The organism is Nocardia sp. CA-151230 (genome assembly GCF_050942175.1).
GTDB lineage: Bacteria > Actinomycetota > Actinomycetes > Mycobacteriales > Mycobacteriaceae > Nocardia.
This window is the reverse complement of the sequence record NZ_CP192061.1, coordinates 1277618-1301464: the sequence shown is the minus strand read 5'-3', so window position 1 is coordinate 1301464 and position 23847 is coordinate 1277618. Positions and strand designations below refer to the sequence as shown.

18 protein-coding genes, 1 tRNA gene and 1 pseudogene are annotated in these 23847 nt (G+C 69.0%); 11 read left to right on the top strand and 9 right to left on the bottom strand.

Annotation, left to right across the window (positions count from 1 at the left end; all coding sequences use genetic code 11):
• Positions 1 to 6 precede the first annotated feature (6 nt).
• Positions 7 to 1413: a metallophosphoesterase family protein gene (locus ACQP1O_RS05710; protein ID WP_433564828.1), complete on the top strand. Its 1407-nt coding sequence runs from the start codon at positions 7 to 9 to the stop codon at positions 1411 to 1413.
• Between the two features lie 41 nt (positions 1414 to 1454).
• Here ACQP1O_RS05710 and ACQP1O_RS05705 read toward each other — a convergent pair.
• Positions 1455 to 1529, bottom strand: a tRNA-Cys gene (locus ACQP1O_RS05705).
• A 127-nt stretch (positions 1530 to 1656) separates the two neighbouring features.
• Between ACQP1O_RS05705 and ACQP1O_RS05700 the strand changes: the two genes are divergently transcribed.
• Both ACQP1O_RS05700 and ACQP1O_RS05695 read left to right on the top strand, forming a co-directional pair.
• Positions 1657 to 2199 carry a MarR family winged helix-turn-helix transcriptional regulator gene (locus ACQP1O_RS05700; RefSeq protein ID WP_433564827.1) on the top strand — a complete coding sequence of 181 codons (543 nt, stop codon included), beginning with the start codon at positions 1657 to 1659 and terminating at the stop codon, positions 2197 to 2199.
• 76 nt (positions 2200 to 2275) lie between these two features.
• Positions 2276 to 3331 carry a hypothetical protein gene (locus ACQP1O_RS05695; protein WP_433564826.1) on the top strand — a complete coding sequence of 352 codons (1056 nt, stop codon included), beginning with the start codon at positions 2276 to 2278 and terminating at the stop codon, positions 3329 to 3331.
• A gap of 126 nt (positions 3332 to 3457) precedes the next feature.
• On the opposite strand, the gene ACQP1O_RS05690 is transcribed toward ACQP1O_RS05695, so the two are convergent.
• The 5 genes from ACQP1O_RS05690 to ACQP1O_RS05670 are packed head-to-tail and all read right to left on the bottom strand — an operon-like array spanning position 3458 to position 8933.
• Entirely contained in the window at positions 3458 to 4234 is a 777-nt protein-coding gene (locus tag ACQP1O_RS05690; RefSeq protein ID WP_364623263.1) for an enoyl-CoA hydratase, read from the bottom strand.
• Positions 4231 to 5133 carry a 3-hydroxyisobutyrate dehydrogenase gene (mmsB, locus tag ACQP1O_RS05685; RefSeq protein WP_433564825.1) on the bottom strand — a complete coding sequence of 301 codons (903 nt, stop codon included), beginning with the start codon at positions 5131 to 5133 and terminating at the stop codon, positions 4231 to 4233. The genes ACQP1O_RS05690 and mmsB overlap by 4 nt, the downstream gene beginning before the upstream one ends.
• A 45-nt stretch (positions 5134 to 5178) precedes the next feature.
• Entirely contained in the window at positions 5179 to 6294 is a 1116-nt protein-coding gene (locus ACQP1O_RS05680) for an enoyl-CoA hydratase/isomerase family protein (protein ID WP_433564824.1), read from the bottom strand.
• The gene (locus ACQP1O_RS05675; RefSeq protein WP_433564823.1) at positions 6291 to 7430 is read right to left on the bottom strand and encodes an acyl-CoA dehydrogenase family protein; all 1140 of its coding nucleotides are present in this window, start codon (positions 7428 to 7430) and stop codon (positions 6291 to 6293) included. The genes ACQP1O_RS05680 and ACQP1O_RS05675 overlap by 4 nt, the downstream gene beginning before the upstream one ends.
• A 3-nt stretch (positions 7431 to 7433) precedes the next feature.
• Entirely contained in the window at positions 7434 to 8933 is a 1500-nt protein-coding gene (locus ACQP1O_RS05670) for a CoA-acylating methylmalonate-semialdehyde dehydrogenase (RefSeq protein WP_433564822.1), read from the bottom strand.
• 126 nt (positions 8934 to 9059) lie between these two features.
• On the opposite strand from ACQP1O_RS05670, the gene icmF reads away from it, so the two are divergent.
• From icmF to ACQP1O_RS05650, 4 genes are all read left to right on the top strand, one after another.
• On the top strand, positions 9060 to 12335 hold the full coding sequence (gene icmF, locus ACQP1O_RS05665; RefSeq protein WP_433564821.1) for a fused isobutyryl-CoA mutase/GTPase IcmF: 3276 nt from the start codon (positions 9060 to 9062) through the stop codon (positions 12333 to 12335).
• A 208-nt stretch (positions 12336 to 12543) separates the two neighbouring features.
• Positions 12544 to 12939 (top strand): hypothetical protein, encoded by a 396-nt coding sequence (locus tag ACQP1O_RS05660; protein ID WP_433564820.1) that lies wholly within the window; start codon positions 12544 to 12546, stop codon positions 12937 to 12939.
• 236 nt (positions 12940 to 13175) lie between these two features.
• On the top strand, positions 13176 to 14252 hold the full coding sequence (locus ACQP1O_RS05655) for an amidohydrolase family protein (protein WP_433564819.1): 1077 nt from the start codon (positions 13176 to 13178) through the stop codon (positions 14250 to 14252).
• A gap of 69 nt (positions 14253 to 14321) precedes the next feature.
• Positions 14322 to 15308 (top strand): methyltransferase, encoded by a 987-nt coding sequence (locus ACQP1O_RS05650; RefSeq protein ID WP_433564818.1) that lies wholly within the window; start codon positions 14322 to 14324, stop codon positions 15306 to 15308.
• 3 nt (positions 15309 to 15311) lie between these two features.
• Here ACQP1O_RS05650 and ACQP1O_RS05645 read toward each other — a convergent pair whose 3' ends face one another.
• Positions 15312 to 15989 carry a TetR/AcrR family transcriptional regulator gene (locus ACQP1O_RS05645; protein ID WP_433564817.1) on the bottom strand — a complete coding sequence of 226 codons (678 nt, stop codon included), beginning with the start codon at positions 15987 to 15989 and terminating at the stop codon, positions 15312 to 15314.
• Between the two features lie 104 nt (positions 15990 to 16093).
• Here ACQP1O_RS05645 and ACQP1O_RS05640 point away from each other — a divergent pair, with 104 nt between their 5' ends.
• The 4 genes and pseudogenes from ACQP1O_RS05640 (at position 16094) to ACQP1O_RS05625 (ending at position 20224) form a co-directional block, all read left to right on the top strand.
• Positions 16094 to 16930: an SDR family NAD(P)-dependent oxidoreductase gene (locus tag ACQP1O_RS05640; RefSeq protein WP_433564816.1), complete on the top strand. Its 837-nt coding sequence runs from the start codon at positions 16094 to 16096 to the stop codon at positions 16928 to 16930.
• A gap of 23 nt (positions 16931 to 16953) precedes the next feature.
• Complete coding sequence (locus ACQP1O_RS05635) at positions 16954 to 17877, top strand: ferritin-like domain-containing protein (RefSeq protein WP_433564815.1); 924 nt, start codon at positions 16954 to 16956, stop codon at positions 17875 to 17877.
• A 509-nt stretch (positions 17878 to 18386) separates the two neighbouring features.
• Positions 18387 to 18626 (top strand): annotated as a pseudogene (locus ACQP1O_RS05630) (4-hydroxyacetophenone monooxygenase); the annotation flags it as partial.
• An 11-nt stretch (positions 18627 to 18637) separates the two neighbouring features.
• Positions 18638 to 20224, top strand: a complete 1587-nt coding sequence (locus ACQP1O_RS05625) for a flavin-containing monooxygenase (RefSeq protein WP_433564814.1) — start codon at positions 18638 to 18640, stop codon at positions 20222 to 20224.
• Here ACQP1O_RS05625 and ACQP1O_RS05620 read toward each other — a convergent pair.
• Positions 20183 to 20953: an SWIM zinc finger family protein gene (locus tag ACQP1O_RS05620; RefSeq protein WP_433564813.1), complete on the bottom strand. Its 771-nt coding sequence runs from the start codon at positions 20951 to 20953 to the stop codon at positions 20183 to 20185. The two genes, ACQP1O_RS05625 and ACQP1O_RS05620, sit on opposite strands and share 42 nt — an antisense overlap.
• Positions 20950 to 23775, bottom strand: coding sequence for a DEAD/DEAH box helicase (locus tag ACQP1O_RS05615; RefSeq protein WP_433564812.1), 2826 nt, complete (start codon positions 23773 to 23775; stop codon positions 20950 to 20952). Before ACQP1O_RS05615 ends, ACQP1O_RS05620 begins: the two co-directional genes overlap by 4 nt.
• Between the last annotated feature and the right edge of the window lie 72 nt (positions 23776 to 23847).

Genomic DNA, 23847 nt, shown 5'->3' with positions numbered 1-23847 from the left:
ACGGTCATGAGCTGCTGCGGCCCGAACCGGCGGCAGCTGCTGGGCCTGCTGGCGGCGGCCGCGGCCCTGCCGCTGGCGGCGCCGATTCCGGCTCGAGCACAGCCGGGTTCGCTGGTCGCCACCGATCTCGAGGTCGTCACCATAACCGAGCAGTCGGCCGTCTTCACCTGGACGACGCTGGGCCCGGACGCGGCCGGCAACCCCGTTCCGGTGGAGACCGACGGCGAGGTCTGGCTCGGTCCCGCGGACGGGACCGGGCTGCGGCAGGTCTTCGGCGACCCGCAGCCGACTGCCTATCACTACGCCGAGGTCACCGGGCTCGAGCCCGGGCGCGTCTATCGGTTCGAGGCGCGCTCGCAGGGCATCGCCGCCGCGCCCGCGCTGAATGTCGCCACCCGCCTGCCGAATACGCCGGAGACGCAAGGGTTCTTCACCACGCTGGTGCCGCCGCCGGGCCGGCTGCTGCGAACCCTCGCCCTGTCCAATGACATTCACTTCGGCGAGGAGGTCAGCGGGCTCATTGCCGCGGGGCTGCCGCCCGGCGTGCGCCAGGAGCCCGGTCTCGCACCGTATCCCGAGGTCATGCTGACCGCGCTGCTCGACGATATGCACCGGCCCGACCGTGCCGTCGATCATCTGCTGATCGCCGGTGACCTCACCGCCGAGGCCACCCCGGACCAGGTGCGCGGCGTCCATGCCCAGCTCGCGAACTGGGGTGCCCCGGGCCGGGACTGGTTCGCCGCCCGCGGCAATCACGACCGCCCGCACCTGGGCTCGGACTACACGGACTGCAGCCCGTACCTCGACCACCACGACTGCTGGGGTGATTCCTTCACCGCCCGACAGCAATTGGCGGCCCACGAGGTCGGCGAGCTGCGCCTGATCGCCCTGGACACCACCCAGCTCGACGCCCCGGGCGGCACCCTGGACCGGTCCCAGCTCGACGAGCTGCGGGACCGGCTCACCGGCGACCCGGACCGTCCCACACTCGTTTTCGGCCATCACCCGGTCACCACCGAGTCCGGCCGGTCCAATCTGGCCGGACCGAGCTTCATTCTCGATGCCGCGAATGCCGCCGAGCTGCAATCGATCTACCGCTCCGCGCCCGGTGTCTTCCTGCACCATGCGGGGCACACCCACCGCAACCGCCGCACCCAGCCCGATCTGCCCATTCCGGTCGAATTCCTGGAAGTGGCGGCGACCAAGGAATATCCGGGCGGTTACACGCTGTTGCGCCTCTACGAGGGCGGCTACATGCTGAATTTCTACAAGACCCGCACCGAGGCCGCGCGGCGCTGGAGTACGCGGTCGCGGGGCGAATACTACGGTCTGCTGCCCGAATACACGCTGGGCACGACCGCCGACCGCAATTTCGTGGTGTCGCGCAATCTCTCCGGCGTGATCGCGAGCTGAATGCGAGAACGCCTCCCGTATGTATGGGAGGCGTTCTCCGATGGAGCGACCGACGGGACTCGAACCCGTGTGACAGGCTTTGCAGGCCTGCTCCTGACCAACTCGGACACAGCCGCAGGGTGTACCCAATAGTGCGGCGAATCGGGCCTGCGGCCGAGGTTTTGAATCACCGTGATTTGTATGCGCCCCTCGGATCGGCTCGGCGCTGCGACCAACCGGTTCGCAACGTGCGATGATCGGGTCATGTCTCGACCACGTCCGTTGCCACTCGACCCGATCGAGGAGGCGCACCGTCAGTGGATCGAGCACGGCTGGGGGGACGTGGCCGACGGAATGGCGGCGGTGACGTCGTTGGTGCGAGCACAGCAGATCGTGATGGCGCGGGTGGACGAAGCCCTGCGGCCGTCCGGTTTGACCTTTTCCCGGTACGAGTTACTGATGTTGCTGAGTTTCAGCAAAACCGGCGCGCTGCCGATGGCGGTGGCCAGCGCCCGACTGCAGGTGCACCCCACCTCCGTCACCAACACCGTGGACCGGCTGGAGGCGGCGCACTTGGTGAAGCGTGTGCCACATCCCAGTGACCGGCGGGCGACGCTGATCGAAATCACAGATGCCGGAAGAGAATTGGTGGCCAGAGCCACCACCGAGCTGAACCGGCGAGTTTTCGCCGAGGCCGGACTGCCGCCGGAACGATTGCAATTGCTGCTGCAACTGCTGTCGGAGTTCCGGCAGAGCGCCGGCGACTTCGATCCGGGTACCTCGCCGACACGATGGGCCGGTCAGTAACCGGTCAGCGACCCAGCAGCCAATTTCCTGCGTCATAGTCTTGGATTCGGCTCGTAAAAGGTTCACCATTGAGGCCATGGTGCTGGTCCTCGGGGTGTCGGCGGGCGCTGCTGGCGCACGTGCCATGCTCACCCATTCCGACCAGCCTCACCTGCCTCCCATCGACCGCTGCAAGGTGCTGCGCCGGACCGGTGATCGCGGCATGGAGGACCCCGTCTTCGAGGCCATCCAGCAGATGCGCCAGTCGGCCGCCGAGCGCGACGAATTCATTACCGGCATCGCCGTGACCTGCCGCTCGGCCACCCACGCCGAAGCCATCCGCACCGCTGCGGGCCGCAACCGCCTCACGGTCATCGATGAGCCGGTGGCGCAGCTCCGATACCTCCGATTCACCCGGAAGCTGCCCAGCGAGGGTTCGGTCCTGCTCTACGACCTGGGAGCGTCGGGACTGACCCTCACCCAGATCGACTGCCGCAACGATGCCGTCCTCGCCACCAAGCGCAGCACCGTCCTGGGCGGTGACGGCCACGACGCGCTGCTGCGCTGGCTGCTCACCCGCGCCGGGGTCACCGTGGATCTGGCCACCACCCGCCGCCAGAAGGAGGCGCTGGCCTCCGAGCGCGTCCTGGCCGTCTGCGACCCGATCACCGGGCAGCGCACCGTGGTCACCCGCAGCGATTTCGCCGAACTGGTCGAAGCGGGCATTCATCACTCGGCGTCCTTCGTCCGCCACATGATCGACGAGACCGGCGTCCAGCCCACCGGAATGGCGCTGCTGGGCGGCTGCACCCGCAACAAGAGCATCCGGGACGAGCTGAAACAGCAGCTGGGCTATCCGCTCATCTACGATCCCGAACCCGAATTCGTCTCCACCCGCGGCGCGGTCCTGCTGGCCGCCGAACGGCCGTCGGCCCGCAGCATCCGCAGTATGCACCTGACCCCGGCCGCCACCTCCCACGAGGCCCCCGCCACCTCGCCCGTCTCCCGTCGCAAACTCGTTGCGGCGGTGGCGGTTACCGCCACCCTGGGCGGCACCATCGTCGGCGCGCTGGCCATGAACCGCGACGGTGGCGAACACACCGACGGCAAGCCCCCGACCGTCGAAGTGGTCGGCCCGCCGAAACACGGCTGACATCGGCGCCCGCGCCGATGACCTCGCGCACGAGGTCCCGCCGAGCGGTACCTGCCCCCTCTCGCCACCGTGCCCCGCTGCGTTCAGGCAGCGGGGCACGGGGAGTTCCGAGAATGGTTGCGGCGCTTACTTGTTGGTGAAGTTCGCCGGGCGCTTCTCGACGAAGGCGGTCATGCCTTCCTTCTGGTCCTCGGTCGCGAAGAGCGAGTGGAAGACGCGGCGCTCGAAGCGCAGGCCCTCGGTGAGGGTGGTTTCGAAGGCGCGGTCGACCGCTTCCTTGGCGATCATGACCGACGGCAGCGACATGGACGCGATGGTCTCGGCGACCTCCATGGCAGTGGCGACGAGGTCGGCGGCGGGCACGATGCGCGAGACCAGGCCCGCGCGTTCGGCTTCCTCGGCGTCCATATTGCGGCCGGTGAGGATGAGATCCATGGCCTTGGCCTTGCCGACGGCGCGGGTGAGGCGCTGGGAGCCGCCCATGCCCGGGATGACGCCCAGCTTGATCTCGGGCTGCCCGAACTTGGCGGTGTCGGCGGCCAGCAGGATGTCGCACATCATGGCGAGTTCGCAGCCGCCGCCGAGGGCGTAGCCGGCGACCGCGGCGATGATGGGCTTACGGAACGCGACCAGTCGGTCCCAACCGGCGAAATGGTCGGTCAGGAACATGTCCATATAGGACTTGGACTGCATCTCCTTGATATCCGCGCCGGCCGCGAAGGCCCGGTCGGACCCGGTCAGCACGACCGCGCCGACCTCGTTGTCGTTCTCCAGCTCGTCGAGGGCGGCCGAAATGTCGGCCAGGACCTGCGAGTTCAGCGCGTTGAGGGCCTTCGGCCGGTTCAGCGTGATGAGGGCGACACGCCCCTTGCGCTCCAGCAGAATGGTCTCGAAGTCGGTCACGCCGGTTCCTCTCCAGATCGCTTGCGGATATCGGTGACGATAGCCGAGAAGTCCTTGCCCGCCCCGTCCTGGTTGAAGCGGCTGTAGATCTCCGCCGCCAGCTGCCCGATCTGCCCGTCGACGCCATTGGCCCGCAGCGCGTTCGCCGCGAGACCCAGGTCCTTGGACATGAGCGCGGTCGCGAAGCCGGGCTGGTAGTCATTGTTGGCCGGGCTGGCCGGAACCGGTCCCGGCACCGGGCAGTAGGAGGTCAACGCCCACGACTGCCCCGAGGCGGTGGACACCACGTCGAAGAACTTGTCGTGGGTGAGCCCCAGCTTCTCGCCCAGCACAATGGCTTCCGAGAGGCCGATCATGGAAATACCCAACAGCATGTTGTTGCAGATCTTGGCGGCCTGACCCACGCCCGCGCCGCCGCAGTGCACGACCTTGCCGCCCATGACCTCCAGCAGCGGCAGCGCGTCGGCGAAGTCGGCGTCCCCGCCGCCCACCATGAAGGTGAGGGTGCCCGCCGCCGCGCCCGCCACGCCGCCGGAGACCGGGGCGTCGAGTGCCCGATGTCCCGCTGCCGCAGCGAATTCCGCGGCCTGCTTGGCATCGGCGACGTCGATGGTGGAGCAGTCGACGAACAGGGTGCCCGGCTTGGCGGCCGGGAGGATCTCGCCGTAGAGGTCGAGCACGATGCGGCCGTTGGGCAGCATGGTGATCACGATGTCGGAGGCCGAAACCGCCTCCGCGGCAGTGGCGACCACGGTCGCCCCGTCCCGGCGGGCTTGATCCTGTGCGGCGGGCACGGGGTCGAAGGCGAGGACGTCGTATCCTGCCTCGACCAGGTTGGCGGCCATGGGTCCGCCCATGTGCCCGAGACCGAGGAACCCGACCTTGGTGTTGTTGCTCATTGCTCGTCCTTCAATGCTCTATTCGCCTGAAACAGGCGCGGCGCTCTATTCGCCTGAAACAGGTGCGGCCAAACCCAATTCGCGATCGCCGAGCGCGCCGAAGTAGGCGTCCACGTCGGCGCCGGTGACGTCTGCCAGGGTGGCGGGCGACCACTGCGGGTTGCGGTCCTTGTCGATGACCTGGGCGCGGATGCCCTCCACCAGGTCGTGGGTGTTCAGGGAGGCGACGGAGACCCGGTACTCCTGGTTCAGCGCCGTCTCGAGGTCGGCGGCCCGGCGCGCATCGCGCAGCGAGCGCAGCGTGACCTTCAGCGCCACCGGCGATTTCGACAGCACGTCGGCGGCGGCCTTGGCGGCCTCGGCCCGGCCGTCGAGCTGCAGCCGGTGCACGATCTCCTCGACGGTGTCCGCGCTGTAGCAGGAGTCGATCCACTCCTGCTGTGCCACGAACTCCGAGACCGGTGCGGGCTGCGCGAACTTGGCGATGGCCACGTCGACCTCGGCGGTGGTCAGCGCCTCCAGCAGCGCCGGAATGTGTTCCGACGGAACGAAATAGTCGGCGAACCCGGCCGCGATGGCGTCGGCGGCGGACATGCGCGCGGTGGTGAGCGCGACATGGGTGCCGATCTCGCCCGGCGCGTGCGCCAGCAGGTAGGTGCCGCCGACGTCCGGGATGAAGCCGATGCCGGTCTCGGGCATGCCGACCATGGACCGCTCGGTCACGATGCGGTGCGAGGCGTGCCCGGACAGGCCGACGCCGCCGCCCATGACGATGCCGTCCATGACCGCGACGTACGGCTTCGGGTAGCGGCCGATGAGGGCATTGAGGATGTACTCGTCGCGCCAGAACGTGCCGCTCGGGGAATCCGCGGCCACCTCGGGCGAATCGCCCTGGGCGACAGCGTGCTCGGCGTCGTTGTGGATGGCGACGATGTCGCCGCCCGCGCACAGCCCGCGCTCGCCCGCGCCGGTGAGCACCACCGCGCGCACCTCGTCGTCGTCCGCCCAGGCCCGCAGCGCATCCAGGATGGTCAGCGCCATCGGGTGATTGAGCGCATTGATGGCGCGGGGCCGGTTGAGCGTGATCAGGCCGAGGCCGTCGCGCTGCTCGATCAACACCTCGGGTTCGTGCACCGTGCTTTTCGATGCCTCAGCGCTCATGCTGCTCCTACCACCGAGCGGGCGACGACCACCCGCATGATTTCGTTCGTGCCCTCGAGAATCTGATGCACCCGCAGATCGCGGACGATCTTCTCGATGCCGTATTCGGCCAGGTAACCGTAGCCACCGTGGAGTTGCAGGGCCTTGTTGGCCACCTCGAACCCGGCGTCGGTGGCGAACCGCTTGGCCATGGCGCACAGCTCCACCTTGTCGGGGGCGTCGGCGTCCAGGGCCGCGGCGGCCCGCCACAGCAGGGTACGGGCGGCCTCGAGCGAGGTGCGCATATCGGCCAGCTCGAACTGCAGGGCGGTGTTGTCCAGCAGCCGGGAGCCGAAGGCCTTGCGCTGCGCCATGTATTCGACGGTCTTGTCCAGCGCGACCTGCGCCCCACCCATCGAGCAGGCGGCGATGTTCAGCCGCCCGCCGTTGAGCCCGTTCATTGCGATGCGGAAGCCATTGCCCTCCGCGCCGAGCAGGTTGGCGGCGGGCACCCGGGCATTGTCGAGAATGACCTGGCGGGTAGGCTGCGCGTTCCAGCCCATCTTCTTCTCATTCGCCCCGAAGGACAGCCCCGGCGTATCGGCCGGGACGATGAACGCCGAGATCCCGCGCGCCCCTTCGTTTCCGGTGCGGGCCATGATCACGTACACATCGCTGCTGCCCGCACCGGAGATGAATTGCTTTACGCCGGTGAGCAGGTAGTCGTCGCCGTCGCGAACGGCCCTGGTGCTCAGCGCCGCCGCGTCGGAACCGACACCCGGCTCGGTAAGGGCGTAGGACGCCAGCCGGTCCATGGATGTCAGGCCGGGCAGCCACCGATTGCGTTGCGCCTCATCGCCATACGTGTCGATCATCCACGTCGCCATATTGTGGATGGAGATGTATGCGGCCACCGCCGGGCAACCGGTGGCCAGCTGCTCGAAGATGCGCACGGCGTCCAGGCGCCGCAGCTCCGAGCCGCCCACGTCCTCGCGCACGTAGATGCCGCCCAGGCCGAGCGAGCCCGCCTTGCGCAGCACGTCCACCGGGAAGTGCTTGCGCTCGTCCCATTCCAGGGCATTGGGCGCGAGCAGCTCGTCGGCGAAGGAGCGGGCGGTCTCGACGATCGCCTTCTCGTCCTCGTCAAGTACGAACATCGGTCAGTCCATGGTCGGGATGACGAAGGCGTTGGATTCCTTCTGCCCCGCAGGCCAGCGCTGCGTCACGGTCTTGGTCTTGGTGTAGAAGCGGATCGAGTCCGGGCCGTGCTGGTTGAGGTCGCCGAAACCGGACCGCTTCCAGCCGCCGAAGGTGTGGTACGCGATCGGCACCGGGATCGGGACATTGATGCCGACCATGCCGACCTGCACGCGGGCGGCGAAGTCGCGGGCGGTGTCGCCGTCGCGGGTGAAAATGGCTACGCCATTGCCGTATTCGTGCTCGTTGGGCAGGCGCAACGCCTCTTCGTAGTCCTTGGCGCGGACCAGGGCCAGCACCGGGCCGAAGATCTCTTCCTTGTAGATCCGCATCTCCGGGGTGACGCGGTCGAACAGCGAAGCGCCCGCGAAGAACCCGTCCTCGCCGCCCTCGACGACCAGGCCGCGCCCGTCGATCACCAGTTCCGCGCCCTCGTCGACGCCGATCTGGACGTAGTTGTTCACCCGGTCCACGCCGTCACGGCCGACCAGCGGGCCGAAGTCCGCGCCCGGGTCGTCGGAGACGCCGACATTGAGCTTGTCGATGCGCTCGATGAGCTTGGCGCGCAGGCGATCCGCGGTCTCCTCGCCCACCGGCACGGCGACCGAGATGGCCATGCAGCGCTCGCCCGCGGAGCCGTAGCCCGCGCCGATGAGCTGGTCGGCCACATCGTCGAGGTCGGCGTCCGGCATCACGATGGCGTGATTCTTGGCCCCGCCGAAGCACTGGGCGCGCTTGCCGTTGGCGGAGGCGGTCTCGTAGATGTACTGCGCGATCGGGGTGGAGCCGACGAAGCCGACGGCCTTGATGCGCTCGTCGTGCAGCAGCGTGTCGACGGCTTCCTTGTCGCCGTTGACCACATTGAAGATGCCCGCGGGCAGTCCGGCCTCGAGGAACAGCTCGGCCAGACGCAGCGGCACCGAGGGGTCGCGCTCGGAGGGCTTGAGCACGAAGGCATTACCGCAGGCCAGCGCCGGTCCGGCCTTCCACAGCGGGATCATGGCCGGGAAGTTGAACGGGGTGATGCCCGCGACCACACCCAGCGGCTGCCGCATGGAGTAGACGTCGATGCCGGTGCCGGCGCTCTCCGTGTACTCGCCCTTGAGCAGGTGCGGAATGCCGACGGCGAATTCGATGACCTCGAGCCCGCGCTGGATGTCGCCCTTGGCGTCGGCGACGGTCTTGCCGTGCTCGCTGGAGAGCAGCGCGGCCAGCGAATCCATCTCGTCCTGCACCAGCGTCAGGAACTTCATCAGGATCCGAGCCCGCTTCTGCGGGTTCGTGGCGGCCCAGGCCGGCTGCGCGGCGGCGGCATTCGCGATGACCGCCTCGACCTCACTCTTGCTCGCCAGCGGCACCCGCGCCTGAACCTGGCCGGTGCTGGGGTTGAACACATCGCCGAATTTGCCCGAAGTTCCCGGGACCTGCTTGCCGTCGATGAAATGAGTGAGTTCGCGAACCATGCCAGTCCTGTCTCGATGCTTGCGCGCCGATTGCGCGGTCTGTGGCGATCCTATAGTTGGACATCCAAGTATTGGCTGTGGGATAATTCACAGCACCAGAGAGCCTCCTAGAGTTGGAGCAACCGCATGCCCGATCTGCATGTCCCGGTTCATCCAGTGCGGTTCGTGACCGCAGCGGCGCTGTTCGACGGCCATGACGCGGCCATCAACATCATGCGAAGAATCCTGCAGGCCCAGGGAGCCGAGGTGATTCATCTGGGGCACAACCGGGCCGTGCGCGACGTCGTGGACGCGGCCGTCACCGAGGACGTGCAGGGCGTCGCGGTCAGCTCGTATCAGGGCGGGCACATCGAGTACTTCGAGTACCTGGCACAGGCCCTGAAGGAGGCCGGGGCCGAGCACGTGAAGATCTTCGGCGGGGGCGGCGGGGTGATCATTCCCGAGGAGATCGCGCGGCTGGCCGAGTCGGGGGTGACCATCTTCTCGCCGGAGGACGGGCAGCGACTCGGGCTGCCGGGGATGATCAATCAGCTGATCTCGGCTTGCGACGTGGATCTTTCACACACGCCCGCGTCGGTGGAGGCGGTGCTGAGCGGGGATCGGGCGGCGCTGGCGCGGACCCTCACCTGCCTGCAGCAGGGGACGCTGCCGGAAGCGGATCGAGCGGCGCTGACTGCCGCGGCGGCCGTGCGGCACGTGCCCGTGCTGGGCATCACCGGCACCGGTGGATCCGGAAAGTCCTCGCTCACAGACGAACTCGTGCGGCGGCTGCGCACCGATCAGCAGGACAAGCTGCGGGTCGCGGTGCTGGCGGCGGACCCGACCCGGCGACGTGGCGGGGGTGCGCTGCTGGGCGACCGGATCCGGATGAACGCCCTCGACGGCGAACGGGTCTACTTCCGTTCGCTGGCCACCCGGGGTGAGCGGGAACTGCCGCACGATATCGACACCATGGTGATCGCCTGCAAGGCAGCGGGATTCGATCTGGTGATCCTGGAGACGCCCGGCATCGGCCAGGGTGACGCGGCCGTCGCCGAGCACGTGGACGTGTCGCTGTATGTGATGACGCCGGAGTTCGGCGCGGCCTCCCAGCTCGAGAAGATCGACATGCTCGATTACGCGGATGTGGTGGCCATCAACAAGTTCGAGCGGCGTGGAGCCGAGGACGCGCTGCGCGATGTGTCACGGCAGCTGGTGCGGAATCGCGAGGAGTTCCACGCCGGGCCCGAGGACATGCCGGTCTTCGGCACCAGCGCGGCGACCTTCAACGATGACGGGGTGACGGCGCTCTACCAGCACCTGAGCGGATTGCTCGCCGAGCAGGGCCTGCCTTTGCAGGAGGGCGTGCTGCCGCGGGTGGCCACCCGCACCTCCACCCGCTTCGCCCAGATCATTCCGCCCGCCCGCGTGCGCTATCTGGCCGAAATCGCGGAAGCCGTACGGGATTACCACGCCGGCACCGCCCGCGAGATGGATGCCGCGCGACGCGTCCAGCGCCTGGAGCAGGTGCTCGCCGAGCTGCCGGGCGGCGGCGAACCCCCGGCTTCCCTTGCGACCGCGACCACCGGCGATGCCGGCACGTCCGATGCTGCCGGGGAGGTTCTGCGCGGGCTGCTCGCGCAGGCTCGCGCCGACCAGACGCCGGAAACCGCCGCGCTGCTGGCGGAATGGCCCGCGGTCGCGGAATCGTACCGCGGCGACGAACAGGTGGTGCGGGTCCGCGATCGGGAGCTGCGGACCGCGCTGCGCCGGGAGACATTGTCCGGCAGTTCGATTCCCCGGGTGGCGCTGCCCCGCTTCACCGATCACGGTGAGCTGCTGCGGTTCCTGCGCTCGGAGAACCTGCCGGGACGCTTCCCGTTCACGGCCGGGGTGTTCCCGTTCAAACGGGACAACGAGGATCCGGCGCGCATGTTCGCGGGCGAGGGCGACGCCTTCCGCACCAACCGCCGGTTCAAGGTGCTCTCCGAACACGCCGAGGCCAAACGGCTTTCGACCGCGTTCGACTCGGTCACGCTGTACGGGCACGACCCGGCCGAGCGGCCGGACATCTACGGCAAGGTCGGCACCTCCGGGGTGTCCATCGCCACTCTCGACGATATGAAGGCGCTCTACGACGGCTTCGACCTCGACGCGCCTGCCACCTCGGTGTCCATGACCATCAACGGTCCCGCGCCGACGATTCTGGCCTACTTCCTCAATGCCGCCATCGATCAGGCGGTGGCGGAGTTCACGGCCGAGCAGGGCCGCGAGCCCACCCCCGACGAGGCGGCCGGCCTGCGCGCCCGCACCCTGGCCACGGTGCGCGGCACCGTGCAGGCCGACATCCTCAAGGAGGACCAGGGCCAGAACACCTGCATCTTCTCCACCGAGTTCAGCCTGCGCATGATGGCCGACATCCAGGAGTGGTTCGTGCGCAACGGCGTTCGCAATTTCTACTCGGTGTCCATCTCCGGGTATCACATCGCCGAGGCCGGGGCGAACCCGATCAGCCAGCTGGCTTTCACGCTGGCCAATGGCTTCACCTATGTGGAGGCGTATCTCGCGCGTGGCATGGACATCGACGACTTCGCACCCAACCTGTCGTTCTTCTTCTCCAATGGCATGGACGCCGAGTACTCGGTGATCGGCCGGGTGGCGCGGCGCATCTGGGCGATCGCCATGCGCGACCGGTACGGGGCCAACGAGCGGTCACAGAAGCTGAAGTACCACGTCCAGACCTCCGGGCGGTCCTTGCACGCCCAGGAGATGAGCTTCAACGACATTCGCACCACACTGCAGGCGCTCATCGCGGTGTACGACAACTGCAACAGCCTGCACACCAATGCCTACGACGAGGCGGTCACCACGCCGACCGGGGAATCGGTGCGCCGGGCGCTGGCCATCCAGCTCATCATCAACCGGGAGTGGGGGCTCGCGATGAACGAGAACCCGCTGCAGGGCAGCTTCATCATCGATGAGCTGACCGATCTGGTGGAGGAGGCGGTGCTGCGCGAGTTCGAGCGGATCAGCGAGCGCGGCGGGGTGCTCGGGGCCATGGAGACCGGCTATCAGCGCGGGCGGATCCAGGACGAGTCCATGCTCTACGAGCGGCGCAAGCACGACGGCAGCCTGCCCATCATCGGGGTCAATACCTTCCGCAATGGGCACGAGGAAGCGCCTCGGGTGCTGGAATTGGCCCGCGGCACCGAGGCTGAAAAACAGTCTCAGCTGCAACGAGTCCGCGAATTCACCGATCGCCACCGGGATGCGGCGCCGGCGGCGCTGGCCCGGCTCGCGGCGGCCGCGGCGAGCGACGAGAACGTTTTCGAGGTACTGATGGATGCCGCGCGAGTGTGCACACTCCAGCAGGTCACCGACACCTTCTTCACGGTGGGCGGTCAATATCGTCGCAATGTCTGAGACAATCTATCGATAGCTATTGCCATATCTCACTGGAGACGGCGATGGGCTACGGCCTTCTTCCCGCGTTTCTGCAACCCCCCGATTTCTGGCGCGCGCCAATGTCCGACCGGCAGCAATTTCTCAGCTATATCTGAATCGTTCGGTTCGATCACAGCTGACATTCGATTCGCGTCGGAGAATCGGGGTCGGGGAGGACAGGAAGACCATGATGCGTCAGACCACTCGGAGAACCACCGCCAGACTGATCGCCGTCGCGCTGCCGGTCGCGGCCGCCGCCACCCTGTTCGCGGGCGTGGCCTCGGCGGATGCACCGGACAGCGCGGCCCCGGCCGTACAGCCGGTCCAGGCGACTCCGGTCGCCGCCGGCCTCCCCTTGGACCCGGTGGCCACCAACCCGAATGCCCAGTTCCCCGACCCGGCCCTGAACGGCGCGGCCGCGGGCGCGCTCACCGGCAGTGCGGGCGGCGCGGCCCTCGGCTCGGTCGTCGGCTCCATCCCCGGCATGATCGGCGGCTCGGCCCTCGGCGCCCTGATCGGCGGCGGCATCGGCGCCCTGGTCGGCATACTCGACCCCAACGCCATCCCGCAGGTGCTGCCGTAACCCCGAATCGCACCACCGCACAACACCTGTGCCGCGCCCACCTCGCCGGGCGCGGCACAGTCGTCTACCGAACCGCGGGGATACCGGCGGGGCCTGCGACCACGGCGGTGTCGTCGGGGCCTGCGGCGGTGTCGTCGGGTGGCGTGGGCGTGGCGTGCTTCGAAGTCCGAACACGCGAACTCGGGCGGGTGGGCGTGGAACAATCCGAACAGGCTGCCCCAGACGGAAGGCATCTCATGGACCTTGCGGGAACGACTGTCGTGGACGCCCACATTCACCAGTGGGATCCGCTCACCACGCCACGCGAGTTCAGCGGGCTGGCGAAGCTGTTCCGCTATGTGCCGGTGCCGATCGATCTGGCGAAACGGCTGGCGCCGCGGCGCGACCGCGAATTCGCCGGGGACCCAACACCTGTCGTCCATCCGTACCTGCCGCGCGACTACCAGGAAGACGCCGGGGACGTGCCGGTCGAGGCCATCGTGCACATCGAGGTGGAGTGGGTCGGCAAGGGTCCGCTCGGGCCCGCCGACGAAACCCGGTGGGTGAGCAGCCTGCCGTTCGGCGTGGACACCCCCGCGCTCGGGGCGATCATGGGCGCGGGCGATCCCACCGCCGCCGAGTTCGCCGAACTGCTCGACGCGCACCGGGCCGCCTCGCCGCTGTTCCGGGGCATTCGCGCCCGCGTCGAATACCACCCGGACCCGGACGTACGCGCGACCCGCAAGACGCCTGGCCTGCTCACCTCCCCCGCCTTCCTGGACGGCTTCGGCGCGCTCGCCGACCGCGAGCTCGCGTTCGAGGCGTGGGTGTATTCGGGGCAGCTGCCCGAGGTGGCCGCGCTGGCCGAGCGCTATCCCGACACCACCATCGTGCTCGACCATCTCGCCACGCCCGCAGGCATTTTCGGGCCGGTCGGGCGGAACACCGGGCGCAATCCCGGGCAGCGGCGTGAGCTGTTCGTGCGCTGGCGCGACGACCTCACCGCTCTCGCCCAGCACACCAATGTGGTGGCCAAGGTGAGCGGCCTGATGATGCCGATCCTCGGGCATCCGGTGCCGCGGCGGGGCCGGCCGACCCCGGTTCCGGTTCTGCTGGAACGGATTTCGCCGATGCTGGAGCACGCGCTCGACGCATTCGGGGCCGACCGGCTCATCTGGGGCTCGAATTTCCCGGTGGACAAGCCGATTACGAGCATCCCGAATGCCGCGGAGGCGGTGGCCACCGCGCTGGCCGGGCACGGGGCCGACGACAAGGCCATCGAGCAGATCTTCCGCCGCAATGCCGAACGGGTGTACGGGATCGACGTGCTCTGAGCCCACTCCCCGGACGGATTTGTCGCGTCTGCCTTTGCCGGAGGGTCGCTGTGGCTATCGTGATGCGCCATGGAACGGATCCTGCGGATCGGAATGGGTTTCTGGGAGTCCCGGACCTTGCTCAGCGCCGTCGAACTCGGGGTGTTCACGGTGCTCGGGCATCGGCAACTGACCGCCGAGCAGCTACAGCGCGAACTGGGCCTGCATCCGCGGTCCGCCCGCGACTTCTTCGACGCACTGGTGGCCATGGAGATGCTGCGGCGCACCGACGATCGGTACGCCAATACCGCCGACACCGCGACCTACCTGGACAGCACCGGCAGCGAGTACATCGGCGGCTTCCTGGAGATGGCCGCGGCCCGGCTCTACCCGTTCTGGGGCCGGCTCACCGAGGGCCTGCGCACCGGGCAGCCGCAGAACGAGGCCCGCGACGGCGGCGGCTTCTTCACTGAGCTCTACCGGGATCCGCAGCGGCTCTTCGACTTTCAGCGGGCGATGACCGGGCTGTCGCTGCCCAGTGCGCACGCCATCGCCGAGGTGTTCCCGTGGCATCGCTGGAAGTCGGTGGCCGATATCGGTACCGCCCAGGGCGCGCTGCTGCGGACCGTCCTGGAGACCAATCCGCACCTGCACGGTATCGGCTACGACCTGGCGGCGGTGGAGCCGATCTTCGCCGAATACAGTGCGCCGGTGGCAGATCGGGTCACCTTCCGGCCCGGCGACTTCTTCACCGATGAGCTGCCCGAGGCCGATGTCCTGGTCTTCGGCCACATCCTGCACGACTGGGACCTGTCCACCAAGCTCATGCTGCTGGAGAAGGCCCACCGCGCTCTCCCCGAGGGCGGCGCCATCCTCGTCTACGAGTCGCTCATCGACGACGACCGCCGCACCAATCTCTCCGGCCTGCTGATGAGCCTCAACATGCTCATCGAGACCCCGGAGGGCTTCGACTACACCGCCGCGGACCTGCGAACCTGGCTGGCCGACACCGGTTTCCGCGACCCCCAGACCGAACACCTCGCCGGGCCGGAGTCCATGGTCTGGGCGGTGAAGTAGCCGCTAACCCGGCAAGGCGAGGTATTGCGCGCCGAGCAGATCGGCCGTGCGGCTGACGTGGTCGACGATGCGGGTGGCGTCGGCGTCGATGGCGCCGGTGCGCCAGGCGGTCAGGAGTTCGATGAAGCCGCCGATGCCCATGAGAACGCCCATGCGCAGGTCGGATTCGTCGACGCCGGGGCGCAGGTAGGGGCGGGCGGTGGCGATGAGCAGGTCGGTGGCCTCGGTGAGCATGGCGGTGCGGCGCTCCTCGAGGATGCGGCTGCCGGCATGGTCGCCGAAGAGGATGCGCGCCGGGCCCTCCGACTGCAGGGCGACCGCGCGGGCGATGGCCAGGCGCAGAATGCCCGGCGCCGGATGCTCGAGGTTCTCGGCGACCACGGCCGAGAGTTCGGCCAGCACTTGGAATCCGACTTCGTCCCAGACCGCGCCCAGCAGTTGGTCGCGGTCGGCGAAGTGCTCGTAGAAGTAGCGGTCATTGAGGCCCGCGCGGGTGCACACGCCGCGCATGGTCACTGCGGCCCAGCCGTTTTCGAGCCAGATGTCCAGCGCCGCCGCGATCAGCCGCTCGTGGCGCTCGGCGCGGCGTTCCTCCTGTGTGCGGCCACCCCAGGTGCCGCCGCGCCGGGTCGGCGCGGGCCCCGGGGACACGTCGGCGGCTGCCGGTGCGGGCACGTCCATAGTTGACAAAATAGCGCACCGAGAGCCTAATTGGTGGCAGGTGCGGCCAGTGGTGGCACACGCCACCAATTGACTGCCCGGACGGCACGGCCCCGGGAGTTCCCATGCGACTCAACCCCTTCGGTGGATCCCGCCGCACTCAGCAGGCGGACGCGGTGGTGACCGGCGCGGGCAGCGGCATCGGCCGCGCCTTCGCGATCGAGATCGGCAAGCGCGGCGGCCGGGTGGTCTGCTCCGACATCGACGCCGGACGCGCCCGCGACACCGCCGAAATGATCGGCGACACCGGGGGAAAGGCCTTCGACACCGTCTGCGACGTGAGCAGCCTGGACCAGGTGACCGTGCTGGCGAACACCGCCGAGGAATGGTTCGGCAAGAGCCCGGATCTGGTGGTCAACAATGCCGGCATCGGGCGCGGCGGCACACTCATCGGCGACACCCCGCCCGCGGAATGGCATCAGGTGCTCGACGTCAATCTGTGGGGCGTCATCCACGGCTGCCACGTCTTCGCGCCCCGGCTGCGCGCGAGCGGGCACGGCTCGATCGTGAACGTGGCCTCGGCGGCCGCCTTCGGGTCCGCGCCGCGCATGGGCGCCTACAACGTGAGCAAGGCCGGGGTGCTGGCGCTGTCGGAAACGCTGGCCGCGGAACTGTCCGGCACCGGCGTCACCGTCACCGTGCTGTGCCCCACCGGGGTGCGGACCAACATTCTGGAAGGCGTGGAGATCGGCGACGAGACCATCCAGCTCTGGGGCGACCGCCTCATCCGCTGGACCGGCCGCCCGCCCGAGTCCATCGCCCGCGCCACCCTCGACGCGGTGGATCACGGCCGGCTGTACGTGGTCCCGCAGCTCGAGGCCAAGGCGATCTGGCAGTCCAAGCGACTGCTGCCCGAGACCTACACCCGCGCCGCCGGATTGCTGGAGCGGCTGGTGCGGTAGCCACAGCGGCAAGGAGTTGAACAATGGCGTTCGCGTATTCCGACATGCTCGGTGTCGTCCAGGACCGGCAGTGGGCGCTGGCCGATCTCGACTGGGACGCACCGGGAGCCGAGCTCATCACCGATGAGCAGCGACCCGCGCTCGCGGCCTTCATGGCCGATCTGGTGTGGATCGAGCACGTCGGCGCCCGCGGGTTCGCGGCGCTCACGCTGCGCGCGCCCGACGGGCCGCTGAAGGAGATCTATCGGTACTTCCACGCCGAGGAGCAGAAGCACGCCAATGCCGAACTGGCCCTGATGCGGCGCTGGGGCATGCTCGACGGGGACGCGATGCCGCTGCCCAACAAGAACATCCGGCTCGTCATCGAATGGCTGGACCGGTGCGGGGACGACCTGTCCCTGCCGGTGCTGGGCACCGTGATCCCCTCGCTGGAGTGCGCGCTGGACGGGGCACTGGTGAAGTTCCTGCTCGACGAGGTGCGGGATCCGCTGTGCCACGAGGTGTTCCGGCACATCAACAGCGACGAGTCCCGGCATCTGGCGGTGGGGTTCCAGGTGCTCGAGCAGCTCGGCGCCGGACCGCTGCGGCGAATCGCCATCGAGACAGCGGGTTTCGCGCTGCGGCCCACCTTCCTGCTCGGCGCGCTGCTGTACACGCCGCTGCTGTCCCGCATGTCCGCCAACATCATGGCGATGGGGCTGGACGAGGAGAAGCTCTGGAATGCCGTGCGGCGCTATGAGAAAGCCGGTGAGCGCAGCCCGGACATCAAACGCGTGCCGCTCTACCACGTGGTCCGGCTGCACGGCATGGCCACCATCAACCACTGGCAGCCGATCCAGGGCTTCAACGACGCCCTGAACAAGGCCATCGACCACTTCCCCGTGCGCGTCCTGCGCCACACCCCCTCCTGGTCCAAGGCCCTGACCTACGAGCCGGTGGCGAAATGACCGCCCCGATCCGCCGGAACGACCCGGGCAGAGCCCGAGACGCCTACACCGGCCCCCGGATTCACTGCACCCACTGGCGTGACCAGCATGAGCTGGACCGCCTGCACGTCGCGGTCATCGGCAGCGGCGCCGCACTGGCCCGGGTGGTCCCGCCGATCGTCGCCCAGGCGCGCAGAGTAACCGTGTTCCAGCACGATCCGATCTGGATCCTGCCCACCCCACTCGTCCCCGGAGCGGGAATTCTGTTGCGCCGGTTGCCCGCCGATGCGCTGGGACTGCTGCCCAGCGACTCCGCGCCGCCATTGCCCGGAGATCCGGCACACCAGGCCGAGCGTGGGGCCGGCCGCCGGGGAGGCAGCACCGCGCCGGCCGACAGGGGTGCGGAGGAACGCGGTCCGACACGAGCGCCGCGCGAAGACGGTCCACCGCATCCCGGATCCAGGGAGGTTGCCCGTGGAGCTCCGGGACCCGCGCTGAGCGCCTCGGGGCCGGGAGTGCTGCGCTGGTGTGCACAGCAGGCGTTGCGGCGGGCGGCCGCGGCGAATCTGCGGGCGCAGGTGGGGGATTCGTGGGAGCGGCGGCAGCTGACGCCGGATCGGCCCGCCGCGGTGCGGATGCACAGTCGCTACTACCGGGCCCTGCGGCAGCGGAACTGCCGGCTCATCAGCTGGCCCATCGCCCGGCTCGCGCCGCTCGGGATTCGCACCGTGGACGGGGTCGAGCATCGGGTGGACTGCATCATCTACGCGGAGGACGCATCGTGACAAATACCGTCGTGGACCACGAGATCGTCATTGTGGGCGCGGGATTCTCGGGAATCGGGACCGCGATCGCGCTGCGCAAAGCCGGTTTCGACGATTTCGTCATGATCGACGAGGCCGACGGGGTGGGCGGCACCTGGCACTGGAACACCTATCCCGGTATCGCCGTGGATATTCCGTCGTTCAGCTACCAGTACTCGTTCGAGAAGCAGCGCTCCTGGTCGCGGGTGTACGCGCCCGGGCGAGAGCTGAAGGCGTACGCCGAGCACTGCGTCAGGAAGTACGGGCTGCGGCCGCGGATCCGGTTCGGCACCACCATCGCCCGCGCCGACTTCGACGACGTGCTGCACCTGTGGCGGGTGCGCACCACCGACGGCGACGAGCTCACCTGCCGCTTCCTGATCGGCGCGACCGGGGTGCTGACCCGGCCGAAACTGCCCGATATCCCCGGCGCGGAACGGTTCCGGGGCGAGACCATGCACACCGCGCGCTGGGATCACGGGATCGATCTGCGCGGCAAGCGGGTCGGCATCATCGGCACCGGCGCCTCGGCCATCCAGGTCATTCCCGAGATCGCCCCGGAGGTGTCGGAACTCGTTGTCTTCCAGCGCACTCCGATCTGGTGCCTGCCCCGGCCGGACGCGCCGCTGCCGCCACCGGTGCGCGCCCTGATGCGACTGCCCGGCGGGCAGTTCCTCACCCGCTGGCTCAGCCAGGCGTTCGTGGAGCTGACCTTCCCGCTCTCGGCGCACTACTACAAGGTGCTGCCCATGGTGAAGCTCGGCGAGCGCACCGGGCTGGCACACCTGCGCGACCAGGTGCAGGACCCGGTCGTCCGGGAGCAGCTCACGCCGAAATACGCGCTGGGCTGCAAACGGCCGTCCTTCTCCAACGACTACCTGAAGACCTTCAACCGTGAGAACGTCACGCTGGAAACCGATCCCATCACCGAGATCACCGCCACCGGACTGGGCACCACCGGCCGCCACCACCAGGTCGACGTGCTCATCATGGCCACCGGCTTCAAGGTCATGGAGTCCGGCAATATGCCCACCTTCGACCTGCACGGCAGCGGCGGGCTGCGCCTCGAGGACTGGTGGGACACCCACCGCCTGCAGGCCTACGAGGGGGTCAGCGTGCCCGGCTTTCCCAATTTCTTCACCATCATCGGCCCCTACGGCTACAACGGCGCGTCCTACTTCACCCTCATCGAGATGCAGACCACCCACATCCTGCGCCTGCTCCGCGATGCCCGCCGCCGTGCCGCCACCCGCATCGAGGTCACCCCCGAGGCCAACGAGCGCTACTTCCAGGAAATGCTGGCCCGCCGTGGCACCCAGGTCTTCTGGCAGGACAGCTGCGCCCTGGCCAACTCCTACTACTTCGACAAGAACGGCGACGTCCCCCTGCGCGCCATGAGCACCCCCGAAGCCGCCTGGCGTGCCGCCCATTTCGACCTGCGCGACTACCGCTTCGAATCCCTCGGCGAACGCCGCACCACCGGCCGCCCCGCGGCCCGCACCGCGACGGCCCAGCCGGATGCCTCAGGTGTCCAAGGCGCAGTAGAGGGCGCGGAGTTCGCGTAGACCGGCGGCGACGGACTGCTCGTCCTCGGCCGTCATGCGCAGGGCCTGGCGGAGCAGGACGGCGTCGAGATCGTCCGGGGCCGGACGAAATTCGGGCTTCGGGAGGGCGGGAAGCGCCGTGTTGTCGCCATAGAGATCGGTGGATTCGGCGGGCGGATCGGCGCGTTGGACGCTGCCGATGAGAGCCTCGAGTTCGATGCCGCGCAGGGTGAGCAGTTCGCCCGGGCGCTCATCGAGGCGTTCGGCGATGACGTAGCAGACGGCGGCGGCGTGCTTGCAGGGCCAGCCGGAATCGGGGCAGCTGCACGAGAAGTCGAGCTCGGACACCGTGGTGGGGAGCAGCAGGGGTCCGAGGGCCTGGGGCAGGGTGCCCGCCGCGATCTCGCCCAGCATGCCGGGGGTGGCGCGGACCACGTCCACCAGCTCATCGAGGCGGTCGTCGCGCAACTGTCGCAGGGTCAGCACCGAGATGAACGGGCGGGGTTGACTGCCCTGCACTTCCGCGCTCACCAGGCCGGGCTCCAGGCGGTAGTTCACCACCTGACCGGTGCGGGCGTAGGAACGGCCGCGAGCCAGGCGACCGGCGTCCGCGACGCCCTCGACCGCCTCCAGAAACGAACGGCCCCACCAGGTCCGGGCGAACGCGGTGCCCCGGCGGCTGCGCGGCTGCACCCCGCCGCGCACCGGGCGGCGCTTGCCGTACTCGCTGAAGTCGATGACATTGCTCATTCGCCGACCGCCTCCGACCCCAGGGCGAACAGTTCGCGCAATTCGTCGTCGCCGAGTTCGGTGATCCAGTTCTCGCCGGTGCCCACGGTGAGGTCGGCGAGCTGGCTCTTACCCTTCAGCATGTCGTCGACGCGCTCCTCGATGGTGTCGACGCAGACCAGCTTGCGCACCTGGACATCACGACGCTGGCCGATGCGGAAGGCGCGGTCGGTGGCCTGGTTCTCCACCGCCGGGTTCCACCAGCGGTCCAGGTGCACAACGTGATTGGCGGCGGTCAGGTTGAGGCCGGTGCCGCCCGCCTTGAGCGACAGCAGCATGAGCGGCGCGCCGTCCTCCGCCTGGAACCGGGTGACCATATCGTCGCGCCGCTGCTTGCTCACCCCGCCGTGCAGGAACGGCACCTCCGCCCCGAAACGCTCGGACAGGAAGGGCGCCAGCAGGTTTCCGAACTCCGCGAACTGGGTGAACAGCAGCGCCCGCTCCCCGTCGGCGATCGCCGACTCCAGAATGTCCTCCACCAGCGCCAGTTTCCCGGACCGATGATGCCCCCGGCGCAGCAGCGCCGACCCGTCGCCGAGGAAATGCGCGGGATGGTTGCACACCTGCTTGAGCCGGGTGAGTGCCGCGAGCACCGCGCCCTTGCGCTCCATGCCCTCGGCCGCCTTCAGCTTGGCCGACATATCGTCCAGCACGGCCTGATACAGCGCCGCCTGCTCCACGGTCAGGTTGGCCCGCACTGTCATCTCGATCTTCTCCGGCAGATCCGAGATCACCGCCGGATCGGTCTTGACCCGGCGCAGCACGAACGGCGAGGTGATGGCGCGCAGGCGGGTGACGGCATTCTCGTCGTGCTCGCGCTCGATCGGCACCGCGAAGCGGGCGTGGAACTCGGAGGCCTTACCCAGCAGCTTGGGATTGGCGAAATCCAGGATCGAGCGCAGCTCCTCGAGCCGGTTCTCCACCGGGGTTCCGGTGAGCGCCAGGCGGTGTCGGGCCGGCACCAGCCGCGCCGCGCGCGCCTGCCGGGTCCCGGCATTCTTGATGTGCTGTGCCTCGTCCAGCACGATCCGCTGCCAGTCCTGATCCTTCAGGTTCTCGACATCCCGGGCCAGCAGCGCGTAGGTGGTGACCACCAGATCCGAATCCGTCACCGCCGCAGCAAATTCCGCGCCCGACCGCCGCCCGGCGCCGTGGTGTACCAGCACCCGGAGATCCGGGGCGAAGCGTTCGGCCTCGCGCTGCCAGTTGCCCACCACCGACATCGGGCACACCAGCAGGGTAGGCCCCACGGCCTCCGATCCGCTTGCGGCAGCTGCTGTTTCACGCTCGTGCAGCAGTAGGGCCAGCACCTGCACGGTCTTGCCGAGACCCATGTCGTCGGCGAGGATCGCCCCGCATCCGAGCCGGCTCATGGCCGCCAGCCAGGTCAGGCCGCGCTGCTGATACGGCCGCAGCTGGGCCTTCAGCCCGACCGGCTCCGGGACGGGCTCGACCACCCTCTTACCGTCGAAAAGCTCCGCGGCCCAGCCGGTCGCGGTGACCTCCTCCAGCGGCACCCCGATCACCGGATGCGCGGACAGTTCGGCGAACAGGCCGCCGACGGTGGTCTCGGTCTCGTCGGTGCGGCCCGAGACGTAGTCGGCGGCCGCGGCCAGCATGCGGTGATCGGCCTGCACCCACTCCCCGCGCAGCCGCACCAGATCCGATTTCGCGTCCACCATTCGCGCCATCTCGGCGGGCGTCAGCACGGTGTCGCCCAGCGCCAGCTCCCAGCGGAAGGACACCAAACCCTTGAGCCCGACGGCGGTTTCGGTGGCGGCCGGGCTCTGCACCCGCAATTTCATGGCGGGCGCGGCCACCCGCCAGGCCCTCGGCAGCATGAGCCGCACCCCGGCCGACCGCAGCGCGTTCGCCCCGTGCGCGACCAGATCCATCACTACCTCGGTGGGCAGGAACAGATCCATGCTGCGGGCATCGCCGGGCAGATCGCGCAGGCGCGGATACGCCTGCTTGGCGGCCGCCAGCTTCTCCCCCGCAATCCGCATGAGCTGCGGATCCCCCGGCAGCAGCACCGGTTGCGGCGCCTCCCCCTCCTCGCGCAGGCAGACCTCGAGCCGCCACAGTTCGCCCGGCTCCTCGCCGTCGGGTTCCAGCAGGCGCAGCACCAGCTCCGGCTCATCGGCGGTGAGGCTGGTCCGCCAGTCGTCCAGCACCGACGCCACCCGATGCGATCCGGTCTCCAGCGGCGTCGCCTCGACCAGCGCGGTCAGCAGCGGATGCGGCCCGGATTCCCGATCCTGCCGTTCCCGAACGCGCAGGCGCACGAGGGGATCGGTCAACTCGGCGACGAGGTTCTCCAGCACCTCGGCAGGCCGCCCGGCCACCTGCAACGCGCCCGGCATGGCCACGGCGAGCTCCGCCAGCCAGGCCCGTTGCCGCTGCCCGCCCACCAGCCGCCACCGCACCCACCACTCCCCGTCGTCCCGCCGCACCTCCGGCACCACCCGCCCCGCCCGCACCCACCGTTGCACCCCGCGCGCCACATGCCCGAGAAACCGGAGATCCCCCGCCACCGCCCCTGCCGGAAGTTCCTGCGACAGGACCCGGGCAGCCGTCTCCGGTGCCAGCGCATGCGCCCGCACCTGTGTCTGCTCCGGCCCGTACTCCCCCCTCACCAGCACCTGCGCCCGATGCCGCCACTTTGCCCCGCGCGCGATCGACCCCAGCGGCTCCGGCAAACCCTCCGCATCCCCGGCCGTGTCATCGCCCGGGTCGTGCCACAGCACCAACCCGGACCCCGGCGACCACAGCCCGTGCAACATCCGCCCATCCAATCAGTCACCCCCGACAAGCCCGCCGGGCCCTCTTTATTTCTGATCGGATACGGAACATAC

Coding starts and splice junctions, on each gene's coding strand:
- ACQP1O_RS05640 (WP_433564816.1), top strand. CDS start 16,094: ATGCGACTCAACCCCTTCGGTGGATCCCGCCGCACTCAGCAGGCGGAC.
- ACQP1O_RS05645 (WP_433564817.1), bottom strand. CDS start 15,989: ATGGACGTGCCCGCACCGGCAGCCGCCGACGTGTCCCCGGGGCCCGCG.
- ACQP1O_RS05650 (WP_433564818.1), top strand. CDS start 14,322: ATGGAACGGATCCTGCGGATCGGAATGGGTTTCTGGGAGTCCCGGACC.
- ACQP1O_RS05655 (WP_433564819.1), top strand. CDS start 13,176: ATGGACCTTGCGGGAACGACTGTCGTGGACGCCCACATTCACCAGTGG.
- ACQP1O_RS05675 (WP_433564823.1), bottom strand. CDS start 7,430: ATGTTCGTACTTGACGAGGACGAGAAGGCGATCGTCGAGACCGCCCGC.
- ACQP1O_RS05710 (WP_433564828.1), top strand. CDS start 7: ATGAGCTGCTGCGGCCCGAACCGGCGGCAGCTGCTGGGCCTGCTGGCG.
- ACQP1O_RS05615 (WP_433564812.1), bottom strand. CDS start 23,775: ATGTTGCACGGGCTGTGGTCGCCGGGGTCCGGGTTGGTGCTGTGGCAC.
- ACQP1O_RS05670 (WP_433564822.1), bottom strand. CDS start 8,933: ATGGTTCGCGAACTCACTCATTTCATCGACGGCAAGCAGGTCCCGGGA.
- ACQP1O_RS05635 (WP_433564815.1), top strand. CDS start 16,954: ATGGCGTTCGCGTATTCCGACATGCTCGGTGTCGTCCAGGACCGGCAG.
- ACQP1O_RS05680 (WP_433564824.1), bottom strand. CDS start 6,294: ATGAGCGCTGAGGCATCGAAAAGCACGGTGCACGAACCCGAGGTGTTG.
- ACQP1O_RS05620 (WP_433564813.1), bottom strand. CDS start 20,953: ATGAGCAATGTCATCGACTTCAGCGAGTACGGCAAGCGCCGCCCGGTG.
- icmF (WP_433564821.1), top strand. CDS start 9,060: ATGCCCGATCTGCATGTCCCGGTTCATCCAGTGCGGTTCGTGACCGCA.
- ACQP1O_RS05660 (WP_433564820.1), top strand. CDS start 12,544: ATGATGCGTCAGACCACTCGGAGAACCACCGCCAGACTGATCGCCGTC.
- ACQP1O_RS05700 (WP_433564827.1), top strand. CDS start 1,657: ATGTCTCGACCACGTCCGTTGCCACTCGACCCGATCGAGGAGGCGCAC.
- ACQP1O_RS05695 (WP_433564826.1), top strand. CDS start 2,276: ATGGTGCTGGTCCTCGGGGTGTCGGCGGGCGCTGCTGGCGCACGTGCC.
- mmsB (WP_433564825.1), bottom strand. CDS start 5,133: ATGAGCAACAACACCAAGGTCGGGTTCCTCGGTCTCGGGCACATGGGC.